The organism is Agrobacterium sp. ST15.13.015, from assembly GCF_027871645.1.
Taxonomy (GTDB): Bacteria; Pseudomonadota; Alphaproteobacteria; order Rhizobiales; family Rhizobiaceae; genus Agrobacterium; species Agrobacterium leguminum.
Window position 1 is genome coordinate 25,056 of the sequence record NZ_JAQAHF010000001.1, and the last position, 20,428, is coordinate 45,483.

17 protein-coding genes and 1 other RNA gene are annotated in these 20,428 nt (G+C 60.8%); 5 read left to right on the plus strand and 13 right to left on the minus strand.

Annotated features, from left to right (window positions below):
* Positions 1-123: 123 nt before the first annotated feature.
* The 4 genes from infB to rimP form a co-directional block, all read right to left on the minus strand.
* The gene (gene infB, locus PIB16_RS00125) at positions 124-2,862 is read right to left on the minus strand and encodes a translation initiation factor IF-2 (RefSeq protein WP_271044763.1); all 2,739 of its coding nucleotides are present in this window, start codon (positions 2,860-2,862) and stop codon (positions 124-126) included.
* 102 nt (positions 2,863-2,964) lie between these two features.
* Positions 2,965-3,666 carry an RNA-binding protein gene (locus PIB16_RS00130; protein ID WP_065656379.1) on the minus strand — a complete coding sequence of 234 codons (702 nt, stop codon included), beginning with the start codon at positions 3,664-3,666 and terminating at the stop codon, positions 2,965-2,967.
* On the minus strand, positions 3,663-5,279 hold the full coding sequence (gene nusA / locus PIB16_RS00135) for a transcription termination factor NusA (protein ID WP_003524306.1): 1,617 nt from the start codon (positions 5,277-5,279) through the stop codon (positions 3,663-3,665). The genes PIB16_RS00130 and nusA overlap by 4 nt, the downstream gene beginning before the upstream one ends.
* Positions 5,280-5,343: 64 nt before the next feature.
* Positions 5,344-5,940, minus strand: coding sequence for a ribosome maturation factor RimP (gene rimP / locus PIB16_RS00140; protein ID WP_271044764.1), 597 nt, complete (start codon positions 5,938-5,940; stop codon positions 5,344-5,346).
* Positions 5,941-6,227: 287 nt separating this feature from the next.
* Here rimP and PIB16_RS00145 point away from each other — a divergent pair, with 287 nt between their 5' ends.
* The gene (locus PIB16_RS00145; protein WP_271044765.1) at positions 6,228-7,856 is read left to right on the plus strand and encodes an MFS transporter; all 1,629 of its coding nucleotides are present in this window, start codon (positions 6,228-6,230) and stop codon (positions 7,854-7,856) included.
* 163 nt (positions 7,857-8,019) lie between these two features.
* Here the strand turns inward: PIB16_RS00145 and PIB16_RS00150 are convergent, their stop codons facing one another.
* The gene (locus PIB16_RS00150; protein ID WP_271044766.1) at positions 8,020-9,285 is read right to left on the minus strand and encodes a lytic murein transglycosylase; all 1,266 of its coding nucleotides are present in this window, start codon (positions 9,283-9,285) and stop codon (positions 8,020-8,022) included.
* A gap of 38 nt (positions 9,286-9,323) precedes the next feature.
* On the minus strand, positions 9,324-9,929 hold the full coding sequence (recR, locus tag PIB16_RS00155; RefSeq protein ID WP_003524309.1) for a recombination mediator RecR: 606 nt from the start codon (positions 9,927-9,929) through the stop codon (positions 9,324-9,326).
* Between the two features lie 37 nt (positions 9,930-9,966).
* Between recR and PIB16_RS00160 the strand changes: the two genes are divergently transcribed.
* On the plus strand, positions 9,967-10,602 hold the full coding sequence (locus PIB16_RS00160) for an MOSC domain-containing protein (protein ID WP_271044767.1): 636 nt from the start codon (positions 9,967-9,969) through the stop codon (positions 10,600-10,602).
* A gap of 57 nt (positions 10,603-10,659) precedes the next feature.
* Here PIB16_RS00160 and PIB16_RS00165 read toward each other — a convergent pair whose 3' ends face one another.
* The 3 genes from PIB16_RS00165 to ffs all read right to left on the minus strand — a co-directional run bounded on the left by PIB16_RS00165 (position 10,660) and on the right by ffs (position 13,058).
* Positions 10,660-10,983, minus strand: a complete 324-nt coding sequence (locus tag PIB16_RS00165; protein ID WP_003507179.1) for a YbaB/EbfC family nucleoid-associated protein — start codon at positions 10,981-10,983, stop codon at positions 10,660-10,662.
* A gap of 24 nt (positions 10,984-11,007) precedes the next feature.
* The gene (locus PIB16_RS00170) at positions 11,008-12,882 is read right to left on the minus strand and encodes a DNA polymerase III subunit gamma/tau (RefSeq protein ID WP_065654788.1); all 1,875 of its coding nucleotides are present in this window, start codon (positions 12,880-12,882) and stop codon (positions 11,008-11,010) included.
* A gap of 79 nt (positions 12,883-12,961) precedes the next feature.
* An RNA gene (gene ffs / locus PIB16_RS00175) (signal recognition particle sRNA small type) lies at positions 12,962-13,058 on the minus strand.
* A 65-nt stretch (positions 13,059-13,123) separates the two neighbouring features.
* Between ffs and PIB16_RS00180 the strand changes: the two genes are divergently transcribed.
* A complete protein-coding gene (locus PIB16_RS00180) occupies positions 13,124-13,552 on the plus strand; it encodes an HIT domain-containing protein (protein WP_065654787.1) in 429 nt (142 codons plus the stop codon).
* Positions 13,552-14,514 (plus strand): NAD(+) diphosphatase, encoded by a 963-nt coding sequence (gene nudC, locus PIB16_RS00185; RefSeq protein ID WP_149742729.1) that lies wholly within the window; start codon positions 13,552-13,554, stop codon positions 14,512-14,514. The genes PIB16_RS00180 and nudC overlap by 1 nt, the downstream gene beginning before the upstream one ends.
* Before the next feature lie 15 nt (positions 14,515-14,529).
* Here the strand turns inward: nudC and PIB16_RS00190 are convergent, their stop codons facing one another.
* Both PIB16_RS00190 and PIB16_RS00195 read right to left on the minus strand, forming a co-directional pair.
* Positions 14,530-15,393, minus strand: coding sequence for a prephenate dehydratase (locus PIB16_RS00190; RefSeq protein WP_003524315.1), 864 nt, complete (start codon positions 15,391-15,393; stop codon positions 14,530-14,532).
* Between the two features lie 11 nt (positions 15,394-15,404).
* The gene (locus tag PIB16_RS00195) at positions 15,405-16,160 is read right to left on the minus strand and encodes a 3-deoxy-manno-octulosonate cytidylyltransferase (protein ID WP_271044768.1); all 756 of its coding nucleotides are present in this window, start codon (positions 16,158-16,160) and stop codon (positions 15,405-15,407) included.
* A gap of 149 nt (positions 16,161-16,309) precedes the next feature.
* Between PIB16_RS00195 and PIB16_RS00200 the strand changes: the two genes are divergently transcribed.
* Positions 16,310-16,885: a c-type cytochrome gene (locus tag PIB16_RS00200; RefSeq protein ID WP_065654785.1), complete on the plus strand. Its 576-nt coding sequence runs from the start codon at positions 16,310-16,312 to the stop codon at positions 16,883-16,885.
* Between the two features lie 96 nt (positions 16,886-16,981).
* On the opposite strand, the gene PIB16_RS00205 is transcribed toward PIB16_RS00200, so the two are convergent.
* Positions 16,982-17,710, minus strand: a complete 729-nt coding sequence (locus PIB16_RS00205; RefSeq protein ID WP_149742730.1) for a sugar transferase — start codon at positions 17,708-17,710, stop codon at positions 16,982-16,984.
* A gap of 289 nt (positions 17,711-17,999) precedes the next feature.
* Positions 18,000-20,294, minus strand: coding sequence for a transglycosylase domain-containing protein (locus PIB16_RS00210; RefSeq protein ID WP_271044769.1), 2,295 nt, complete (start codon positions 20,292-20,294; stop codon positions 18,000-18,002).
* Positions 20,295-20,428 lie beyond the last annotated feature (134 nt).

Below are 20,428 nucleotides of genomic sequence, written 5' to 3' on the forward strand. Positions count from 1 at the left end.
CAAACGGAGCGAGCGCCGGTAAGCCGGCGCCCGACAGTAAATTCCTGTTTTGCGGCGAGAACGCTCTTTGTTCTAATCGCATTTCCGGACGGAAAACCGGGGTCCACTTTTCCTGGGAATGCTTTAGAGCGTTCTCGTGATGTGTTCGACGCGGAAGCACTCGATGGTGTCGCCGGCGCGGATGTCTTCGTAGTTTTCGAAGGCCATACCGCATTCCTGACCGACCGGTACTTCTGCCACTTCGTCCTTGAAGCGCTTGAGGGTCTTGAGCTTGCCTTCGTGGATGACGACGTTGTCGCGTACCAGACGCACACCCGCACCACGCTCCACCTTGCCTTCGACGACGCGGCAACCCGCGACCTTGCCGACCTTGGTGATGTTGAACACCTCGAGGATTTCCGCGTTGCCGAGGAAGGTCTCGCGACGCTCCGGCGAAAGCAGGCCCGACATCGCTGCCTTCACGTCATCCACCAGATCGTAGATGATGTTGTAGTAGCGGATCTCGATGCCGGCGCGTTCGGAAGCCGTACGTGCCTGTGCGTTGGCGCGAACGTTGAAGCCGATGATCGCGGCGTTGGATGCCTCGGCAAGCGAGATATCCGATTCCGTGATGGCGCCAGCGCCCGAGTGAACGATACGAGCGCGGACTTCGTCGGTGCCGAGCTTGTCGAGCGAAGCGATAATGGCTTCGACCGAACCCTGCACGTCTGCCTTGATGACCAGCGGGAATTCCTTCATTCCCGAAGTCTGCAGCTGGCTCATCATCTGTTCCAGCGAACCGCGCTGGCCGGTCTGACGTGCGACAGCCTTGTCGCGTGCCAGACGCTGGCGGTACTCGGAAATCTCGCGAGCACGGCTTTCGTTTTCGACAACCGCGAAACGGTCACCTGCAGATGGCGTGCCGGAAAGACCGAGAATCTCGACAGGCATGGCCGGACCGGCTTCCTTGACGTGTTCGCCCTTGTCGTTGACGAGGGCGCGCACACGGCCCCACTGATCGCCGGCGACGATGATCTGACCAGGCTTCAGCGTACCCTTCTGCACGAGAACTGTAGCGACGGCACCACGGCCGCGGTCCAGTTCCGCTTCGATGACGGTACCTTCTGCGGTACGGTTCGGGTCTGCCTTGAGGTCGAGAATTTCCGCCTGCAGCAGGATCGCTTCAAGCAGTTTGTCGAGACCGAGCTGTTTCTTGGCGGAAACTTCCACGTCAAGCACTTCACCGCCCATGGATTCCACGAAGACTTCGTGCTGCAGAAGCTGCTGGCGAACCTTTTCGGGGTTTGCCTCGTGCTTGTCGATCTTGTTGATCGCAACGACGATCGGAACACCGGCTGCCTTGGCATGGTTGATGGACTCGATTGTCTGCGGCATCACGCTGTCGTCAGCGGCGACCACCAGAACGGCGATATCCGTCGCCTGCGCACCGCGGGCACGCATGGCCGTAAAGGCGGCGTGGCCGGGGGTATCGATGAAGGTGATCTTCTGGCCGTTCTTTTCGACCTGATACGCACCGATATGCTGGGTGATGCCACCGGCTTCGCCCGCAACCACATTCGCCTGACGAATGGCGTCGAGCAGCGAGGTCTTGCCGTGGTCGACGTGGCCCATGATCGTGACAACCGGCGGACGCGGCAGCATTTCGCCTTCGTCGTCTGCCTGGTTGAAGATGCCTTCTTCCACGTCGGATTCAGAAACGCGCTTGACGGTGTGGCCGAATTCGACGGCGATCAGTTCCGCCAGATCGGCGTCGATCACGTCGCCCGGCTTCATCATCTGGCCTTCCTTCATCAGGAACTTGATGACGTCGACGGCGCGTTCGGACATGCGCTGCGACAGTTCCTGAATGGTGATGGTTTCCGGCAGGATCACTTCGCGCATGACCTTTTCACGGGTCTCCTGCATCTGGCTGCGGCGGAATTTCTCCTGGCGGCGGCGCATGGATGCCATGGAGCGTCCGCGCGGCGTGCCGTCTTCATCCAGATTGGACGAGGTGACGGTCAGCTTGCCGCGACGGCGTTCTTCTTCCGTCTTCAGGCGTGCAGCCGGCTTTGCCGGTGCAGGCGCGGCGACCTTGCCACGAACCGGCAGGTTGCCACGGCGTGCACCGCGATCGTCCTCGTCGTCGCCATCGGTACGACGTCCGCGCGGAGCAGCGGTTTCGGGAGTTGCGCGAGAAGGGGCGGCAGCGGAGGGCTGAGGACGAGCCTCGGCGCGCGGCGCCGGCTGGGCGGCGGCAGCCGGCTTTTCATCGACCGGTTCCGACTTTGCTTCCACGGCGGGCTGGCTCGCGGCCAGCTTGGCGGCTGCGGCCTCTTCGACGGCACGGCGTGCGGCCTCTTCCTTTTCGGCGGCGATGCGGCGCTCTTCTTCCACCTTGCGGCGCGCTTCGTCTTCGGCGCGCTGCTTGGCTTCGATCACGTCGCGGGCCTGTGCTTCCATCAGCGCGCGGCGGCGGGCTTCCATCTCGCCTGCCGAAAGGTCGTGCAGGACGTTGCCGCGCGGACGCTCAGGCTGGCGCTGCTGCGGTGCGGACGCGCCGGGACGCTGCTGCGGCTGGGAGGAACCCGGACGCTGCTGCTGGCCGCTGGGCTGGTGGATGCGCTGCTGCGGCGCCTGCGGACGCGGTGCTGCCGCGGGGGCAGGAGCGGCCGGCTTCGGAGCGGGCGCTGCAACCGAATGAACCTGCTTCTCGTCTTCAGGACGCATGGGGCGGCGCTTGCGTGTTTCCACGACAACCGCGTTCGTGCGACCTCGACCCATATCCTGCCGCACGGTGCCCTGATTCATCCCGCCCGGCTTGAGGGTGAGAGTCTTCTTAGGCTGTGCGTTAAGTGTCTTGTCGTCGTTGTTGTCGGTCATTCCGTTCCCGTTCCTTCGGACGAGAACCGGATGACGTTCATCAGGTCTCGTCGTTCAATTGCTGCATCGGAACGCGGCGACCGTTCATATCGGGCAACCGCGTCATTGTTCTGTCCGGGCAGCGTCGCGTTCCGCCTGAGATTGGCCGCCAAGGCGGTACCGCTCAAGCATCGTTGCGCGCTTCACTACACCCTCACCCGCCTGCCCTGCAAGCGCGCAGGCATGGATAAAAGCATTCTGGCCCATCAACTCGTCCATTTCGGCGCCGCTGAAGAGCCGGAAGGACGGAATTTCATTGCCGGCATCGCTGCCGAGCGCCCAGGCCTTGCGGGCCTGGTCCAGTTTTCTCACGCCGTCTGCCGCAGCATCGGTCGCGTGGAACACGGCAATCGCATTCCCCGAACGGACGGCGGCGTCGACTTTCATCGCGCCGCTGATGAACTGGCCCGCCTTGCGCGCCATGTTCATCATGCCTGCAAGCTGCTGCGCCATCAGCCGGTCGAGAAGAGCAAGAAGCTCCGGCCCGGCTTTGACGTCGCGTTTGAGAGCCCGTGCGAAGAGCTTCTTCGCGATGGCTTTCTCGATCAGGGCGCGCTCGGGTGTTACCCAGCAACCGCGCCCCGGCAATTGGCGTTTCAGGTCCGGAACGACGTTGCCGTCCGGGCCTGCGACGAAGCGGATCAGCTCATCCGGCGATCCGCTCTGCCGTGTCACAATGCACATACGTCCGTTGACGTCGCCCTTGATCCGCCCGTCATCGTCAGTCTCGGGCAGATCGTCCGGCTCATGCGCCTGCGATGTCATTCCTGCTCGGCGGTATCCGCCTCCTCGGCAGCTTCCGCATCGGCTTCCTGTTCGGAAGCGAGCTCTTCGGCGGTGATCCAGCCTGCCAGAAGACGGGCCTGCACCACCATGTTCTCGGCTTCGACGCGCGAAACATCGAGCTTGGAGAAGATGCCTTCGAACTTCTTGGTCTCGCCATCCTTGCGCTCGCTCCAGCCAACGAGATCGTCCGCTGCACAGCCGGCAAAATCCTCGATGGTCTTGATGCCGTCTTCGCCGAGCGCAACCATCATCTGCGAGGTCAGGCCGTCGATCTGGCGCAGCTCGTCGGAAACGCCGAGCTCCTTGCGCTTGGCGTCCATTTCGGCTTCCAGGCGCTCCAGATATTCGCGGGCGCGGGTCTGGATTTCATCGGCGGTGTCTTCATCGAAACCGTCGATCGAGGAAATTTCGTCGAGATCGACATAGGCCAGTTCTTCGACTTGCGCGAAGCCTTCGGAGGCCAGAACCTGACCGACCATCTCGTCGACGTCGAGCGCTTCCATGAACAGGGCCGTGCGCTCGTTGAATTCCTTCTGGCGGCGCTCGGATTCTTCCTGTTCGGTCATGATGTCGATATCCCAGCCGGTCAGCTGCGATGCCAGACGCACGTTCTGGCCGCGACGGCCGATGGCGAGCGACAGCTGCTCATCCGGAACCACCACTTCGATGCGCTCGGATTCTTCATCCAGAACGACCTTGGCGACTTCCGCCGGCTGCAGGGCGTTGACGATGAAGGAGGCCGGTTCCTGGCTCCACGGAATGATATCGATCTTTTCGCCCTGGAGTTCGCCGACAACGGCCTGAACGCGCGAACCGCGCATACCGACGCAGGCGCCGACCGGATCGATCGACGAGTCGTTGGAGATGACGGCGATCTTGGCGCGCGAACCGGGGTCACGGGCAACCGACTTGATCTGGATGATGCCGTCGTAGATTTCCGGAACTTCCATGGTGAAGAGCTTCACCATGAACTGCGGATGGGTACGCGACAGGAAAATCTGCGGGCCACGCTGTTCGCGGCGAACGTCGTAGACGTAAGCGCGCACGCGGTCGCCGTAACGCATGTTTTCCCGCGGGATCATCTCGTCACGACGGATGATGCCTTCGCCACGGCCGAGATCGACGATGACATTGCCATATTCAACGCGCTTGACGGTGCCGTTGACGATTTCGCCGATGCGGTCCTTGAACTCGTCATACTGGCGGTCACGCTCGGCTTCGCGCACCTTCTGCACGATGACCTGCTTGGCGGACTGGGCGGCGATACGGCCGAAATCCATCGGCGGCAGCGGGTCGGCAATGAAGTCGCCGAGCTTGGCATCCGGGTTGCGGTCGCGGGCAAGCTCCAGCGGGATCTGGGTCGAATAATCCTCGGCGGCCTCGACAACTTCCAGAAGACGCTGCAGGCGGATTTCGCCGGTCTTGGAGTTGATGTCGGCGCGGATGTTGGTTTCCGAACCATAGCGCGAGCGGGCGGCTTTCTGGATAGCGTCGGCCATTGCGGCAAGCACGATTTCGCGGTCGATGACCTTTTCGCGCGCCACAGCATCGGCGATCTGCAGAAGCTCAAGCCGGTTAGCACTCACTGCCATTTTTCTATCTCCGTAAGTCGCATGATTGCGGGGTTCGCCCTTGTTTCCGGGCTTTACGTTGGAATTAGTCTTCGTCTGCTTCGTTTTCGTCGTTCTGGTTTGCGGCGGCGGCCTTGGCCGCCTTGTCTGCCCGCAGCGCATCACGAATAAGATCGTCCGTCAGAATGAGCTTCGCATCCGAAAGCGCGCTGAACGGAATGATGACTGCCGGTTCCTCGCCATAGGCGATCTGGTCGCGTTCCAGCTTGAAGCCGTCCGCATTGACCTCGACGATCTTGCCGCGAAACCGCTTGCGGTTCTCGACCAGAATGGAGGTTTCGACCTTCACCAGATGACCCTGCCAGCGGGTGAAATCCGATTTGCGAACCATCGGCCGGTCGATGCCGGGCGAGGAAACTTCGAGATGATACGCTTTATCGACCGGATCTTCCACATCAAGAACCGGTGAAATCGCCATGGAGACGGCTTCGCAGTCCTCGACGGTCATGGTGCCGTCTTCGCGCTCGGCCATGATCTGAAGCGTCATGCCGTTCTGGTTGGAGAGCCGCACGCGCACCAGAAGATATCCCATACCCGTCAAAACAGGCTCGATGATCTCGGCGATACGCTGGTCGATGCCCGTTTCGGTTATCAGTCGCGGTTCATGTGCGGTGTCTGCCATCTGGCCTTCCGGTCTTTGATGTTCACCGGGCCTTCTGCCCGTCGTTTCCGGTTCGCCTAACGAAAAAGAGCGGAGCCTCGCGGCCCCACTCTTCATCAAGCGATCAAGAATTTCAGGGGTCATATAGACCCATCGGGGCGGGATTGCAAGGTTTTAGCGGGCTCTTCCGCTTTGGGTACCGCTTCCGTCACATTTTCACCCTTACCATGTCGGAAAGGCTGGCATGATCGCCGGCACTGTCTATAGTTGCCGTTTGACAAATCGCAGTTGCATCAAGTGGACAGAGCGTGCCTGACCGTAAATCGCCACTCGCGCCTTTAAGGCATTTGACTTACAGACGAATCTGGATCGCCAGCCTTGCCTCGAATTTCGGCGGACTGATCCAGGCGGTGGGCGCCGCGTGGATGATGACCTCGCTTTCGAGTTCCGAAAACATGATCGCGCTGGTGCAGGCCTCCACCTCTTTGCCGATCATGCTGTTCTCGCTGATTTCAGGCGCGCTGGCCGATAGTTTCGACCGCCGCCGCATCATGATTTCGGCGCAGCTTCTGATGCTGACGGCCTCCGTGTTGCTGACGGTCTTTGCCTGGTCCGGCTGGCTCACGCCGTGGCTTCTGCTCTTCTTCACCTTCATGATCGGCTGCGGCACCGCGCTCAACAATCCTTCCTGGCAGGCCTCCGTCGGCGAAATGGTGCCTCGCGAGGATCTGCCAGCCGCCGTGACGCTGAACAGCGTTGGCTTCAACATCACCCGCAGCGTCGGCCCGGCCATCGGCGGCATCATCGTCGCGGCCGCCGGCGCCGCTGCCGCATTTTTCGTGAATGCGCTGAGTTATTTCACGCTGATCTACGCCCTGTTTCGCTGGCAGCCGCCCAAATATGCCTCGACCCTGCCGCGGGAGCAGCTTCTGGCCGCCATTTCGTCCGGCATGCGTTATGTGGCGATGTCGCCCAATATCGGCAAGGTGCTGGTGCGGGGCTTCCTTTTCGGCCTTTCCGCCAGCGCCATCCTTGCCTTGATGCCCATCGTCGCCCGCGATCTGGTCGAAGGCGGCCCTCTGACCTACGGCGTCATGCTGGGTGCATTCGGCGTCGGTGCCATTGGCGGTGCCCTGATCAGCGCCAGATTGCGCGAGGTGCTGTCCAGCGAATGGATCGTGCGCGTCGCATTTCTAGGCTTCGCCTTCAGCGCTGGCGTAACGGCGGTGAGCACCAGCGCGATCGTCACGTCGCTGGTGCTCACCGTTGCCGGTGCCTGCTGGGTTCTGGCGCTATCGCTCTTCAACACCATCGTCCAGCTCTCCACCCCGCGCTGGGTGGTTGGCCGGGCGCTCTCGCTCTACCAGACGCTCACCTTCGGCGGCATTGCGGTCGGTAGCTGGCTGTGGGGCGAGCTGGCGGAAGATTACGGCATTTCCTATTCGCTGCTCTGTTCGTGCGTGCTGATGTTGCTTGGCGTCGTCGTCGGTCTCAAGCTCGCCATGCCGGCCTTTGCTTCGCTCAACCTCGATCCGCTCAACCGCTTCGTGGAACCGCCGCTGAGGCTGGATATCAAGCCGCGCAGCGGCCCGATCGCCATCCTCATCGACTATGAAATCCATGACGAGGATCTCGGCGAATTCCTGCCGCTGATGGCCGAGCGTCGCCGTATCCGCATCCGGGACGGTGCCCGCAACTGGAACCTGATGCGCGATCTGGAAAACCCCGACATCTGGACCGAAAGTTACCATGTGCCGACATGGGTGGAATATGTCCGCCACAACCACCGCCGCACCCAGGCGGATGCGGAGGCCTGGGACCGGCTACTGGAGCTTCACCGCGGCAAGACGCGGCCAAGGGTGCACCGGATGATCGAGCGGCAGACCATTCCGCCGACCGACGATATCTTTCACAAGCCCCATACCGACCAGCATTGAGAGGCGATGGTTAAGTGAGTGCGATGCCCTTCCCACACACTTCCCGTCATCCTCGGGCCTGTCCCGAGGATCCAAACACCTATCGTTAAATCAATCGGTTGCAGATGCTCGGGACAGACCCGAGCATGACGGAGGAGAGGTTTTCACACGTCGCCAGCAACCGCTACTTCAGCTTCGTCTTCAGCGTGGCGTCTGGAAAACACGTTGGGGCCAAGCCGTTTTTAGCCTGCCAATCGCCGAGTGAGCGACGCGTCTTGAAACCGGCCAGCCCGTCCGCCTTGCCGACATCGTAGCCCTTGGCCACGAGCGCCTTCTGCATGGCGAGAACATCGGAGCGCAGCATCGACCCGACATTGCCCCATTCACCCTTGAACGGGCCCGCCCCATGGGCGATGCGGTCGGCGAGATTGCCAATGAAGAGCGCGTAGAGATCGGAATTATTATATTCCTTGATGACGTAGAAATTCGGTGTCACCACAAATTCCGGCCCGTGCCGCCCGGCCGGCACCAGCATCATGCCATCGGCGGATAGGTCATTGGCCGGGAAAGCTTTTCCGGAAATGCGGGTAATGCCCATCTTCGCCCAGTCGGCCACCGGCCGGGCAAGATCAGGGCCTTCCTGCGCGCAGGAGACATTGGCCGGGATCGCAACTTCGAAACCCCAGTCGCGATTGCGCTGCCAGCCGCGCTGGGAAAGATAGTTCGCTATGGATGCCAGCGCATCCGGCACGGAGTTCCAGATATCGCGATGGCCGTCGCCGTCGAAATCCACGGCATATTTGAGATAGCTCGACGGCATGAATTGCGGCTGGCCGAGCGCGCCGGCCCAGGAGCCCATCATGCGCGAAGCTGCGATATCGCCGCTTTCGACGATCTTCAGCGCATCGATCAGCTCGGCGCGGAACATCTCCTTGCGGGTTGACATATAGGCTTTCGTGGCCAGAACATCGACCACGGAATGCGGCAATTTTGCCCGGCCGAAGCCGGATTCGCGGCCCCAGATCGCAACGATGATATCGCCGGGCACGCCATATTTCGCCTCGATCCTGCGCAGCGTCGCCGCATGGGTGGCGGCAAGCGAGCGGCCGGTGCCGGCCAGCCCCTGCAGCCGTTTTTCCGAGAAATAGGCGCCCGGCGAGGAGAATTCCGCCTGACTCTGGCTCTGTTCCTTCGGCGGCTTCTGACCGGGAATGAGGAGATCAGGCAGGTTCCAGCTGATGGACAGACCGCTGAGCGTAGCTTCAAGCGTCTTTTGCGAAATGCCGGCCTTGCGGGCTTCCGGCCAGATTTCCTTTTTCAGCCAGGTATTAAATTCAGCGTCATATCGGGCTGCCGCTGCTCCTGTCGGTGCCGATTGCGCCAAGGACGGCGTGGCTGAAAAAACGGAAAGAAGTGCAGCCAGTGCCTTCAGGGCAAAATGGTTTCGCATTCGGTCTCCTCTTTGAATAACGGGGAGGGAGGGTGACTTCAGATCGTCGTGCGCGCCCGAAGCGCCGCCGTCAATGTGCCTTCGTCGAGATAATCGAGCTCACCGCCCACCGGCACGCCATGCGCAAGCCGGGTGATCTTGATGTCCAGACCGGAAAGGCGGTCGGTGATGTAGTGGGCGGTTGCCTGCCCCTCCACCGTCGCATTGACGGCGATGATAAGCTCGCGGATACCGCCGGCGCTGACACGGTCGATCAGGCCCTTGATATTCAAATCCTCCGGCCCGACGCCGTCGAGCGGCGACAGCGTGCCGCCCAGCACGTGATAGGCGGTGTTCATCGCACCCGTCCGCTCCAGCGCCCAAAGATCCGACACGTCTTCCACCACGATGATGACCGACTGGTCGCGCCGGTCGTCAGTGCAGACGGTGCAGGGATCGATCGTATCGACATTGCCGCAGCAGGAGCAGATCTTCACCTTGTCATAGGCCTCGCCCATGGCATGACCCAGCGGCCCGAGAAGCTGTTCCTTCTTCTTGATCAGATGCAACGCCGCCCGCCGCGCCGAACGGGGCCCAAGCCCCGGCACTTTTGCCAGAAGCTGGATCAGTTTTTCGATTTCGGGACCGGTGACTCGTTTTGCCATGAGCGCTTTCTACTGCATAAATCGGGAAACGGGAATCATGAAGCGCAAAGGGCAGTCCATGAAAATCAGGGCGGTATGCCGGGGCGAGGCAAAAAGCCTGCCGGGAAAGACGGCGAAGACGGGAATCTTCAAACATGCCGTGCAGGGCCCGGTCATGGTGGATGCCGAAGGTATCGTCAGCGACGCCGTCTGCAATCGCAAACATCACGGCGGTCCGGATCAGGCGATTTACGTCATGGGGTCCGTCGATCTCGATTTCTGGTCACGCACGCTGGGTTTTGTCGTCGAACCCGGATTTTTCGGCGAAAACCTCGTGCTGGAGGGGGTGGACAGCGCGAAACTCCATGTCGGCGACAGGTTCTCGGCCAGCGAAGTCGTGCTGGAGGTAACCGCCGCCCGCATTCCCTGCGCCACCCTGTCGGCCCGCATCGGCGATCCGGACTTCGCGCCGCGCTTCCGGCAGGCGGGCCAGCCGGGTTTTTATTGCCGGGTGCTGAGGGGTGGAATGCTCGCCGCCGGGGAGGATATTGCCTTCGCACCCTATCAGGGAACGAAACTGCCGATACCGACTATTCTCCAGCGCTTCCGCCCCATGCAGCTCGATATGACTGAACGCGCAGCCTATCTCGAAACGCCGCTTGCAAGCCGGTTCCGCGCGATGCTGGAAGCCTAGACCCTTTTCAGACGCGAGGACGGCGTGCATCACGCCATCCTCTTCGATCGGATTATATCAGAATGGGAACTTCATGCCGGGCGGCAGCGGCAGGCCGGCGGTCAGGCCCGCCATCTTTTCCTGCGCCTGCGCTTCGCCCTTTTCCTTGGCGTCCTTGTGAGCAGCCACGATCAGGTCTTCGAGGATTTCCACCTCGTCTTCCTTGAACAGCGAAGGATCGATTTTCAGGCCGCGCATTTCCCCCTTGCCGTTGAGAATGACGGTCACGAGGCCGCCGCCAGCCCTGCCTTCGACTTCAAGGGCGGCGATTTCTTCCTGCACCTTTTCCATCTTGGACTGCATTTCCTTGACCTTGCCCATCATGCCCATGATGTCACGCATGTGCCAATCTCCTGTTCTTTTTGTTTAAAACTCGATGTCGTCGCCGGGAAGGATGTCGCCTTCGCTCGATTCGGCAACCGACGGCGGCGCGATTTCTTCCGCCTCATCCTGTGCGGCGGCACGGATGCGCACGTCGGTGATCTTTGCGCCGGGAAACTGCGCCAGAATGGCGGCAACGTCAGGATCCTGACGCGCATCGACAAGACGGGCATCCCGGGCGTTGCCTTCGGCCTCGACAAGGGTTGGCTCGCCCTGTTCCTTGCTGAGGCTGATGATCCAGTGGATACCGGTCCATTCCTTGAGCTTGACGCCGAGTTCGCCGGGAAGCGATCCGGGCGCGCCTTCGCCGAGGCGCATATCAAGCCGGCCGGGTTCCAGCCGCACCAGCCGCACAAAGTTGCGCACCTTCGCCCGCATGACGGGATCGCGGTTCTTCTGGCACAGATCGGCAATATCCTGCACCGAAGTAACGGGAACCTTCGGCTCCGGCCGTTCTTCGGTTTTCGGTGCCGCGACCTGCATCTCCTGCGGGCGGCTATCCGGAACGGCGCGCAGCACGGCGGAGGTCTGCGGCGTCGCCTGGCGCTGGGCGGGAAGATCGACAGGTCTTCCCGCGGCCACGGCCTGTCCCGACGAATAGGCGCGCGCACCGCCGCCATTGCCGCCACCCGAAGGTCCGCCATTGGCGTAACCGCCGTCACCCGTCGAAAGCTCCGCCAAGCGCCGCGCGGCATCTTCAGGTGCGGGCAGATTGGCGGCGTGCGAAAGCCGGATCAGCACCATTTCGGCCGCACCCGCCGGGCGCGAAGCATTTTCTGTTTCCGGAATGCCCTTCAGCAGCATCTGCCAGATGCGCGAAAGCGCGGTTACCGCAATCGTCTCGGCAAATTCCGCGCCCCGCACGCGCTCGATCTCGGAAAGCGAGGGATCTTCCGCTGCGTCAGGCACATATTTCATGCGGGTGACGAGATGGGTGAAATCGGCAAGATCGTTCAATACGACAACGGGGTTTGCGCCTGCCTCATATTGCCCGTTGAACTCCGAAAGGGCGGCTGCGACATCGCCTTTGACGACATGCTGAAAAAGATCGACGATGCGCGCCCGGTCGGCAAGGCCGAGCATGCCCCGCACCGCTTCGGCTTCCACGCGCCCGCCGCCATGGGCAATGGCCTGATCGAGCAGGGAAAGGCCGTCACGAGCGGAGCCTTCGGCAGCGCGGGCGATCATCGAAAGCGCCTGCGGGTCGGCCTCGAAACCTTCCTTGCCGGCAATGGCGGTGAACAGGCCGACCAGATCGGCGGCGCTGATGCGACGCAGATCGAAGCGCTGGCACCGCGACAGAACGGTGATAGGAACCTTGCGGATTTCGGTGGTTGCGAAGATGAATTTCACATGCTCCGGCGGCTCTTCCAAGGTCTTAAGAAGACCGTTGAAAGCCTGCGTCGAGAGCATGTGCACTTCGTCGATGATATAGACCTTGTAGCGCGCCGAAACCGGGCGGTAACGCACCTGTTCGATGATCTCGCGAATATCGTCGATACCGGTATGGGAGGCGGCGTCCATCTCGATCACGTCGACATGCCGGCCTTCCATGATCGCCTGGCAATGTTCACCGGGAATGCGCAGGTCGATGGTCGGCTTGTCGATGGTGTCGGTCTTGTAGTTCAGCGCGCGGGCGAGAATGCGGGCCGTGGTCGTCTTGCCCACGCCGCGAACGCCGGTCAGCATATAGGCCTGCGCGATACGCCCCGTCTCGAAGGCATTGGTCAGCGTGCGGACCATCGGCTCCTGGCCGACCATCAGATCGGAAAAATCCTTGGGGCGATATTTGCGCGCCAGTACCCGGTAGCCGGTCCCGACCTGGGATTCGCTGGATGTGGTGGGTACGGTGTCGCTCATTGCCTCGCCAGTTTGTTTTGCCAGTTGTCTTGGGGCGCTGAACTGGCCCGGCGAAAGCTGAGCACGTCTTTTAAAAAAGGTGGGAGGCTGGCACGGCGACCCGTGCCGGGCTCGTTAGGGCTGCTTCCTTCCGGACCTGACCCGGTTGGCGAGTGGCTCGTCCACCACCAACCTCCCGGGGCCACATATCGGCAATATCGAAAGCAAATGCAAGCCAAGCCTTCAAAAAACTGCTATCACAATGAAAACAAACATGGAGGACACCTTGGAGACATTCCGGCTGGACGACAGACTGGCGCGCGACAGCGTGCTTGTAACACGTTTGGGTCTTTGTGAGCTGCGCTTGCAAAACGACAACCGCTGGCCCTGGCTGGTGCTGGTGCCGCAGCGAGACGGCGTCAGTGAATTGTTCGATCTCACCCCGCTTGATCAGGCCGTGCTGACATTCGAGACCAATCTCGTCGCGTCTGCCTTGAAAGAAATCACCGGAGCCACCAAGATCAATGTCGGTGCTTTGGGCAATATCGTCCGGCAGCTTCATGTCCACATTATCGCCCGCAATGAAGGCGACACCTGCTGGCCGGGTCCTATCTGGGGTCACGGAACGCCTGTGCCCTATGCCGCGGGCGAAAAGGAAAGTTTGATGAAAAAAATCTCCGGCGCGCTCTGATGATTTCCATGAAAATTTTTGAAACCACTGCCCCCCATCCCGAAGCAAGCCTGCTGACAGCCTTTTCCAAGAACGCCCTAGACCGTTTTGCTGAAAAGCGGACGGAAGAGTGCGTTGCCGATGCGCTGAAAGTAGACGGCACCCATATTTTTGCCTTTTCGGGCAACCGACTTGTCCTGAAGCATGACGAACAGGTCATCGACCCCCTGTTTTCCGCCTATGAGCTGGCCGAATTGCAGCCGGATTTCGACAATGCCGTGCTTCTCGGATATCGCGAAACCGGCGAGCCGAGAATTGCGGTGCCGGTTGCTGTTGCCGAAGACCAACTGGCGAGCCACTACAAGCTTGCCGACGCCCGCACGCTTTATCGCGACCATCTTCTCGATGAGGAATTGCTGAGCGAGGTTGCCCAGGCCGTCAGCCTTACCCACTGGAACGCCGACAATCGGTTTTGTGGAAAGTGCGGCGGCACCATGGAGCCGCGTATCGGCGGCTACAAGCGTATCTGCGCCGCCTGCAATCACACCATTTTTCCCCGCACCGATCCCGTCGTCATCATGATGACGATCGATATCGAGCGCGATCTTTGCCTGCTTGGCCGTGGTGCGCATTTTGCACCGGGCATGTATTCGTGCCTTGCCGGTTTTGTGGAGCCGGGGGAAACCATCGAGCAGGCCGTCCGCCGCGAAACGCATGAGGAATCCGGCGTCGAAATCGGCCGCGTACGGTATCACGCCTCCCAGCCCTGGCCGATGCCGCATACGCTGATGATCGGCTGTTATGCCGAGGCACTGTCTTTCGATATTGCCCGCGATGAGATCGAACTGGAGGATTGCCGCTGGTTCACACGGGCGGAAGTCGCCAAGATGCTGGAGACGGCAACGGGCGAGGGCTTTTCCGCGCCTCCCGGCGGCGCAATAGCGCACCGTTTGATGCGCGACTGGGTGGAATGGACGAAATAATCGCGTTCGGCAGGCTCAACCCTGGTTGAGCTTGCCGCGCATCGCATGGCCCTTGTAGACGCCGAGAATGCGAACTTTTTCGGAGAAAAAGCGCAACTCGTCCAGCGCATGCCGCACCGGCTCGTCATCGGGATGGCCTTCAATATCGGCATAAAACTGCGTCGCCACGAATTTGCCGCCGAGCTGGTAGCTTTCGAGCTTCGTCATGTTGATGCCGTTCGTCGCAAAGCCGCCCATGGCCTTGTAGAGCGCGGCCGGAATGTTACGGACGTTGAAGACAAAGGTGGTGACGACGATTTCGTCGCTCGACTGACGCTTGGCCCAGTTTTCATCGCGGGAAAGCACCACGAAACGCGTGACGTTGTTTTCCGAATCCTCGACGTTTTCAGCGAGAATATCGAGGCCGTAGAGATTGGCGGCAAGGCGCGGCGCAAGTGCCGCCATGCTGCGGTCGCCCTTTTCGGACACCAGTCTCGCGGAACCCGCCGTATCGCCGGCGATGACGGGCTTCCAGCCGTTCGAACGGATGATTTTCCGGCACTGACCAAGCGCGTGAATGTGGCTGTGGACGGTGCGGATCTCGTCCTTCTTCACGCCCGGCATCACCATCAACTGGAAGCGGATCGGCATGAAATATTCGCCGATGATGTGCAGGCGCGATTCAGGTAGCAGGTGATGAATATCCGCAACGCGGCCGGCCAGCGTGTTCTCTATCGGGATCATGCCGAGATCGGCTTCGCCATTTTCAATGGCGTTGAAGGCATCCTCGAATGTCGGGCACGGCAAAGGCTCCATATCCGGGAACATGTCGCGGCAGGCCATATCGGAATTCGCGCCGAATTCGCCCTGGAAGGCAATGCGATTTGTGCTCAAGGTCATGGGACTGTCCGTTAGAGGGTTCTGCTTGCGAGAATTTTGCGGGCTTTTTCCAGATCGTGCGGCGTGTCCACGCCGAGCGGTACGGAACTGACGATTTCGACGTCGATGCGCATCCCCGCTTCCAGCGCGCGCAGCTGTTCCAGCCGCTCGCGTTTTTCCAGCGGCGAGGGCGGCAGGCTCACGAATGTCTCCAGCGCGGCGCGGCGATAAGTATAAAGTCCGATGTGATGATAAAGCGGGCCATCGCCATAAGGGGCGGTGGTGCGGGTAAAATAAAGCGCGCGCAATCGCGATTCGGAAAGCGGGCTGCCCACCACTTTTACCACGTTCGGATTGGTTTTTTCTTCCTCGTCGGTGATTTCGACCGTCAGTGTCGCAATATCGACGGCGGCATTTTCCAGCGGACGCAGCGAAGCGCGGATCGTCTCCGCTTCGATGGTCGGAAGATCGCCCTGGACATTGATGACATATTCCGCCTTGCCATAGGGATCGGCCTTTTGCAGCGCTTCGAAAATGCGGTCCGAGCCGGACTGGTGGTCATCGCGGGTCATCATCACGTCGAAACCGGCATCTTTGACGGCCGAAAACACCTGTTCGTCATCGACGGCGACAACGATTCGCTCCGCGCCGGCCTCGCGTGCGCGCAGCGCCACCTGCACGATCATCGGCTTGCCGCCGATGTCGGCGAGCGGCTTGCCCGGCAGGCGCGTGGATGCCATCCGCGCCGGTATGAGGACGACAGCTTTCTCGAAATCCCGATTCTTCATCCGACACCCTTCAAATCCCGCCCGAAAAGTGTCAAAACGTCACGGTGTGGGGAGCATTATTCAAGTTGCGCAGGCTGTGCAAAAGCCATAGCTTTCGAGCAATTTCAAGATGCCCGTTATATCAAGCGGATGCGAGGGAGCGCATATAGATGAATTCTTATGTAAATATGGGCGTTGGGGCGTTGCTTGGCACGGTTTTCGTCCTGATGTCGGTGTCGATTGCGTCTGAGGGCATTTTCCATGCGCCTGCGCCCGAAAAGGAAGGTTACGCCATTGCTGCGGCAGAGGGTGGCGGCGAAGCAGCCGGCGGAGAAACCGCTGCCGCGGCGACGCCGATTGCGCAATTGCTTGCGAGCGCCGATGCCGCCAAGGGCGAGACGGTCTTCAAGAAGTGTACGAGCTGTCATACCGGAGAGAGTGGTGGTGCAAACAAGGTCGGCCCCAATCTCTTCGATATCGTCAACCGGCCGATCGCCAGCCATGAAGGTTTCAGCTACTCCGCAGGGATGAAGGATTTCTCCAAGGGCGGTTCCGTGCATTGGGATTACGATCATCTCAGCTTCTTCCTCGAAGCTCCCAAGAAACACGTTCCCGGCACGGCCATGGGCTTTGCGGGCGTGAAGAAGGAGACGGAACGCGCCGATCTCATCGCTTATCTGCGGACGCTGTCGGCAAACCCGGCACCGCTTCCGGACCCCGCTGCGGCTCCCGCGCCGACAAACTGATCGTTACGATGGTTTCATGAAAAAAGCCCGGCATCGCTGCCGGGCTTTTTATTTTTGCAGCAGCCGATTGCGGCTGCGGCAATGGCGCCTGAAAAATCAGAACCCCTTGCCGCCGCGCAACTCGGAAATCACCGTTCCGACCATGATCTTGATATCCAGCCAGAGCGAAAAATTGTCGACGTAATAAAGATCGGAGACGATTCGGGCCCGCGCCTTGTCGCTGCGATCCGTCGGGCCACGCAATCCCCGCATCTGGGCAAGGCCGGTAATGCCCGGCCGCACCCGGTGCCGCATGTGGTAGTGCGGCACCAGCTCCTCATAAAGACGGCCGGCCGCCAGCATGCCGATGGCATGGCAGCGGGGCCCGACCAGCGACATATCGCCTTTCAGTACATTCAGAAGCTGCGGTAGTTCGTCGATATTCGTGCGGCGAAGAACCGCGCCGATCCTGGTTATTCTGGGGTCGTTCTTCACCGTCTGCGCCACGCCGGTAGCGTCGCAAAGATCGGTCCTCATGGAGCGGAATTTATAGACACGGATTTTCCGCCCGTTCATGCCCCAGCGGACCTGCGAAAACAGGACCGGTCCCTTGCTGTCGAGTTTGACCATCACTGCCACGGTGAGCAGCACCGGTGCGAGTGCGACAAGGGCGATGGACGCCCCTGCAATGTCCATCGTTCTTTTGAGCGCGAACTGGCCGCGCAGGAATGCGGAGACGGTTTTTTCCGAAGAGGAAGGTTGCGTTTCCGGCGATTCGAAAGTTGTGGCTGCGGAATAGGAGGCACCGTAAAAAACGGCATGCGATGAGCCTTTAGTACCCAGCATAATATAAAGCCCTGAAAAGTTATTTTGATAGAAGAAAATTAATTTATATGAACGATTAATAATTCATTTACCGTAAAAAGTCATCCGAAATGTAACCGCCCCGGTGCAAATGGCAATCTACGGTTAATGCAACTGCACGCAGATGTTGCAGGGCCGACATCCTCTCCGCCCGTGGCTGCGGAGACGGCCTGTCCCATGGAACCAAAACCTGCAAAATCGGGAATTTTCGTGCCGCGCTGGCGAAACGCCAGCGGCCCTGAGCCAAGCGCCTTTCGACCACTCTAAGCCGTCAGTTTCCCATCAGAATATCGAGCAGGGTCGTCTGCTTCGGTCCGGATGGCGCCTGACCGCCGATATCGGCGGGTGGTACAGGCCCGTTGCCGGCTGAATAGCCGGGTTCGATATCGCGGGAAGGGATATTTGCCGGCGGCATCGGTGCACCGGGCTGATTCGGATTCGGCGCAACCGGGGCTTCGGGATAGGCGCGCGTATCCACCGCTCCGCCACCGAGCGCATTGGAAATGATATCGCCGATGGAGGAGGGCGCGCTTTCCGGCGCCGGCTGCTGCATTTCTCCAAGCGGCGGTACGCCGCCTGCGCCAAGCCCGAAGAGCGGCGAGGGCGAGAGCCCCGAATGGGCGGCGGTCATGAAATCTTTCCAGGCCTTTGCGGGAAGCCCGCCGCCGGTGACCTTTTTCATCGACGTGCCGTCGTCATTGCCGAACCAGACGCCGGTGGTCAGGTTGCTTGTATAGCCGACAAAAAGGGCGTCGCGGAAGGATTGCGTCGTGCCGGATTTTCCTGCCGCCTGCCAGCCCTGCAGCCGAGCCGCCTTGCCGGTGCCTTCGGTGATGACGCGCGACAGCATGCTGTTCATGGTCGCGGCGATCTCTTCGCTTAGAACGCGCGGCGGGTTGTCGTATTTGTTTTCGTAAAGCACCTTGCCATCCGCATCGGTGATGCGTTTGACGATATGCGGCGTCGCCTTGTAGCCGCCATTCATGAAGGGGGCGTAGGAGGCGGTCAGCTCCATCAGCGACACTTCCGAGGTGCCGAGCGCGATGGAGGCATTGTTCTGCAGCTCGGATTCGATGCCCATGCGATGCGCCACCTGGGTCACACGATCCGGACCCACTTCCATCACCAGCTGCGCGGCAATGGTGTTCAGCGAATTGGCAAGCGCGGTGGCGAGCGTCACTTCGCCTCGATATTTCTTCTCGTAATTTTCCGGGGTCCAGTTGCCGATACGAACAGGCGCGTCGTTACGAACGGTATAGGGCGTGAGCCCGGATTCGAGCGCGGCGACGTAAACGAAGGGCTTGAATGCGGAGCCGGGTTGCCGTTTTGCCTTGGCGGCGCGGTTGAACTGGCTTTCGGCATAATCCGCCCCGCCCACCACGGCCCGGATCGCGCCCGTGCCATCGATGGAAACCAGCGCCGCCTGCGAAGCGCCCTGCTTCTTGCCATCGCCCTGCAGCACGTGGGTTAGCGCCTTTTCGGCGTCGCGCTCGAGATTGGGATCGATGGTCGTGTCGACCACGATGTCCTGCTTGACCTCGCCAACGAGGTTGCGCACTTCCTCCAGCACCATATCGGCGGCGTAATGTTCGGCGCCAGACCAGAACCGTTTCGCCTTGGTCGGCGGCTGCGACATGGCGGTCTTGATTTCATCGTCGGTGATGAAGCCGACATCGCGCATGGATTGCAGCACGACCTGCGCCCGCTCTTCCGCCGCCTGCGGATCGCGTGCCGGCGAAAGGCGCGAGGGCGCTTTAAGAAGCCCGGCGAGCATGGCCGCCTCGCCCAGATTGACGTCGCGCGCGGATTTGTTGAAGTAGCGCCGCGAGGCCGCCTCGACGCCATAGGCGTTGGAGCCGAAATAGACGCGATTGAGATACATCGCGAGAATCTGGTCCTTGGTGAATTTATGCTCCAGCCAGAAGGACAGCAGCACTTCCTGAACTTTGCGTTCCAGCGTGCGATCCGGCGAGAGGAACAGGTTTTTCGCGAGCTGCTGCGTCAGCGTCGAGCCGCCCTGCACGGTTCGTCCCGTCAGCACATTCGTGACGATGGCGCGTCCCAGACCGAGCGGATCGACCCCGAAATGCGAATAAAACCGCCGGTCCTCAATGGCCATGACGGCCTGCGGAATATAGGGCGACATATCTTCCAGCGCGAGCGCCTCGCCGCCGGTGGTGCCGCGATTGGCCAGCACGCTGCCATTCACCGAAACGATCTTCACATTCGGCGGGCGTTCGGGAATGGACCAGCTGCTGGCGCTCGGCATGCGCGCGCCGTAATAGAGAACGAGACCTGCAACACCGATGCCGCCCCAGATGCCGAGTACGATGCACCAATAGACGAGGGAGCGAATGAAGCCCGTCGCGCCGCGGCCGGAGCTGCGGGTGCGCTTTTCTTTTTTCCTGGATTTGGTGCGGCCGGATGTTCGCTTCGGTTTTCCGGCTTGCTGCTTTGTGGTTCCGCTGATGCGCTCACTGGCGTCGAGGCGCAGGTCATCACCGGACTCGTGGAAATCCCCGAAGGAGGGTTCTACCCGTTCGCGTGATTTACCCTTGCCTGCCATCCAGCCGAAGTCGCTCCTATTCGCGAAACCGCGCGCATCCCGTTCAGGTTTTCAGGCTTCTATGCCTGCGCGATCCTTAATCCAGGATGAAGAGTTTAAATGCGGCAATTTAAGGCGGGGTTAAGTCCTGTCCG

Bases quoted from the DNA above. Each gene is read 5' to 3' on its own strand.
- PIB16_RS00190 (WP_003524315.1), bottom strand. From the start codon at position 15,393: ATGACCTTGAGCACAAATCGCATTGCCTTCCAGGGCGAATTCGGCGCG.
- PIB16_RS00130 (WP_065656379.1), bottom strand. From the start codon at position 3,666: ATGACATCGCAGGCGCATGAGCCGGACGATCTGCCCGAGACTGACGAT.
- rimP (WP_271044764.1), bottom strand. From the start codon at position 5,940: ATGGCAGACACCGCACATGAACCGCGACTGATAACCGAAACGGGCATC.
- nusA (WP_003524306.1), bottom strand. From the start codon at position 5,279: ATGGCAGTGAGTGCTAACCGGCTTGAGCTTCTGCAGATCGCCGATGCT.
- PIB16_RS00160 (WP_271044767.1), top strand. From the start codon at position 9,967: ATGAAGCGCAAAGGGCAGTCCATGAAAATCAGGGCGGTATGCCGGGGC.
- PIB16_RS00180 (WP_065654787.1), top strand. From the start codon at position 13,124: ATGAAAACAAACATGGAGGACACCTTGGAGACATTCCGGCTGGACGAC.
- nudC (WP_149742729.1), top strand. From the start codon at position 13,552: ATGATTTCCATGAAAATTTTTGAAACCACTGCCCCCCATCCCGAAGCA.
- PIB16_RS00150 (WP_271044766.1), bottom strand. From the start codon at position 9,285: ATGCGAAACCATTTTGCCCTGAAGGCACTGGCTGCACTTCTTTCCGTT.
- PIB16_RS00165 (WP_003507179.1), bottom strand. From the start codon at position 10,983: ATGCGTGACATCATGGGCATGATGGGCAAGGTCAAGGAAATGCAGTCC.
- PIB16_RS00210 (WP_271044769.1), bottom strand. From the start codon at position 20,294: ATGGCAGGCAAGGGTAAATCACGCGAACGGGTAGAACCCTCCTTCGGG.
- PIB16_RS00205 (WP_149742730.1), bottom strand. From the start codon at position 17,710: ATGCTGGGTACTAAAGGCTCATCGCATGCCGTTTTTTACGGTGCCTCC.
- PIB16_RS00200 (WP_065654785.1), top strand. From the start codon at position 16,310: ATGAATTCTTATGTAAATATGGGCGTTGGGGCGTTGCTTGGCACGGTT.
- recR (WP_003524309.1), bottom strand. From the start codon at position 9,929: ATGGCAAAACGAGTCACCGGTCCCGAAATCGAAAAACTGATCCAGCTT.
- PIB16_RS00170 (WP_065654788.1), bottom strand. From the start codon at position 12,882: ATGAGCGACACCGTACCCACCACATCCAGCGAATCCCAGGTCGGGACC.
- PIB16_RS00195 (WP_271044768.1), bottom strand. From the start codon at position 16,160: ATGAAGAATCGGGATTTCGAGAAAGCTGTCGTCCTCATACCGGCGCGG.
- infB (WP_271044763.1), bottom strand. From the start codon at position 2,862: ATGACCGACAACAACGACGACAAGACACTTAACGCACAGCCTAAGAAG.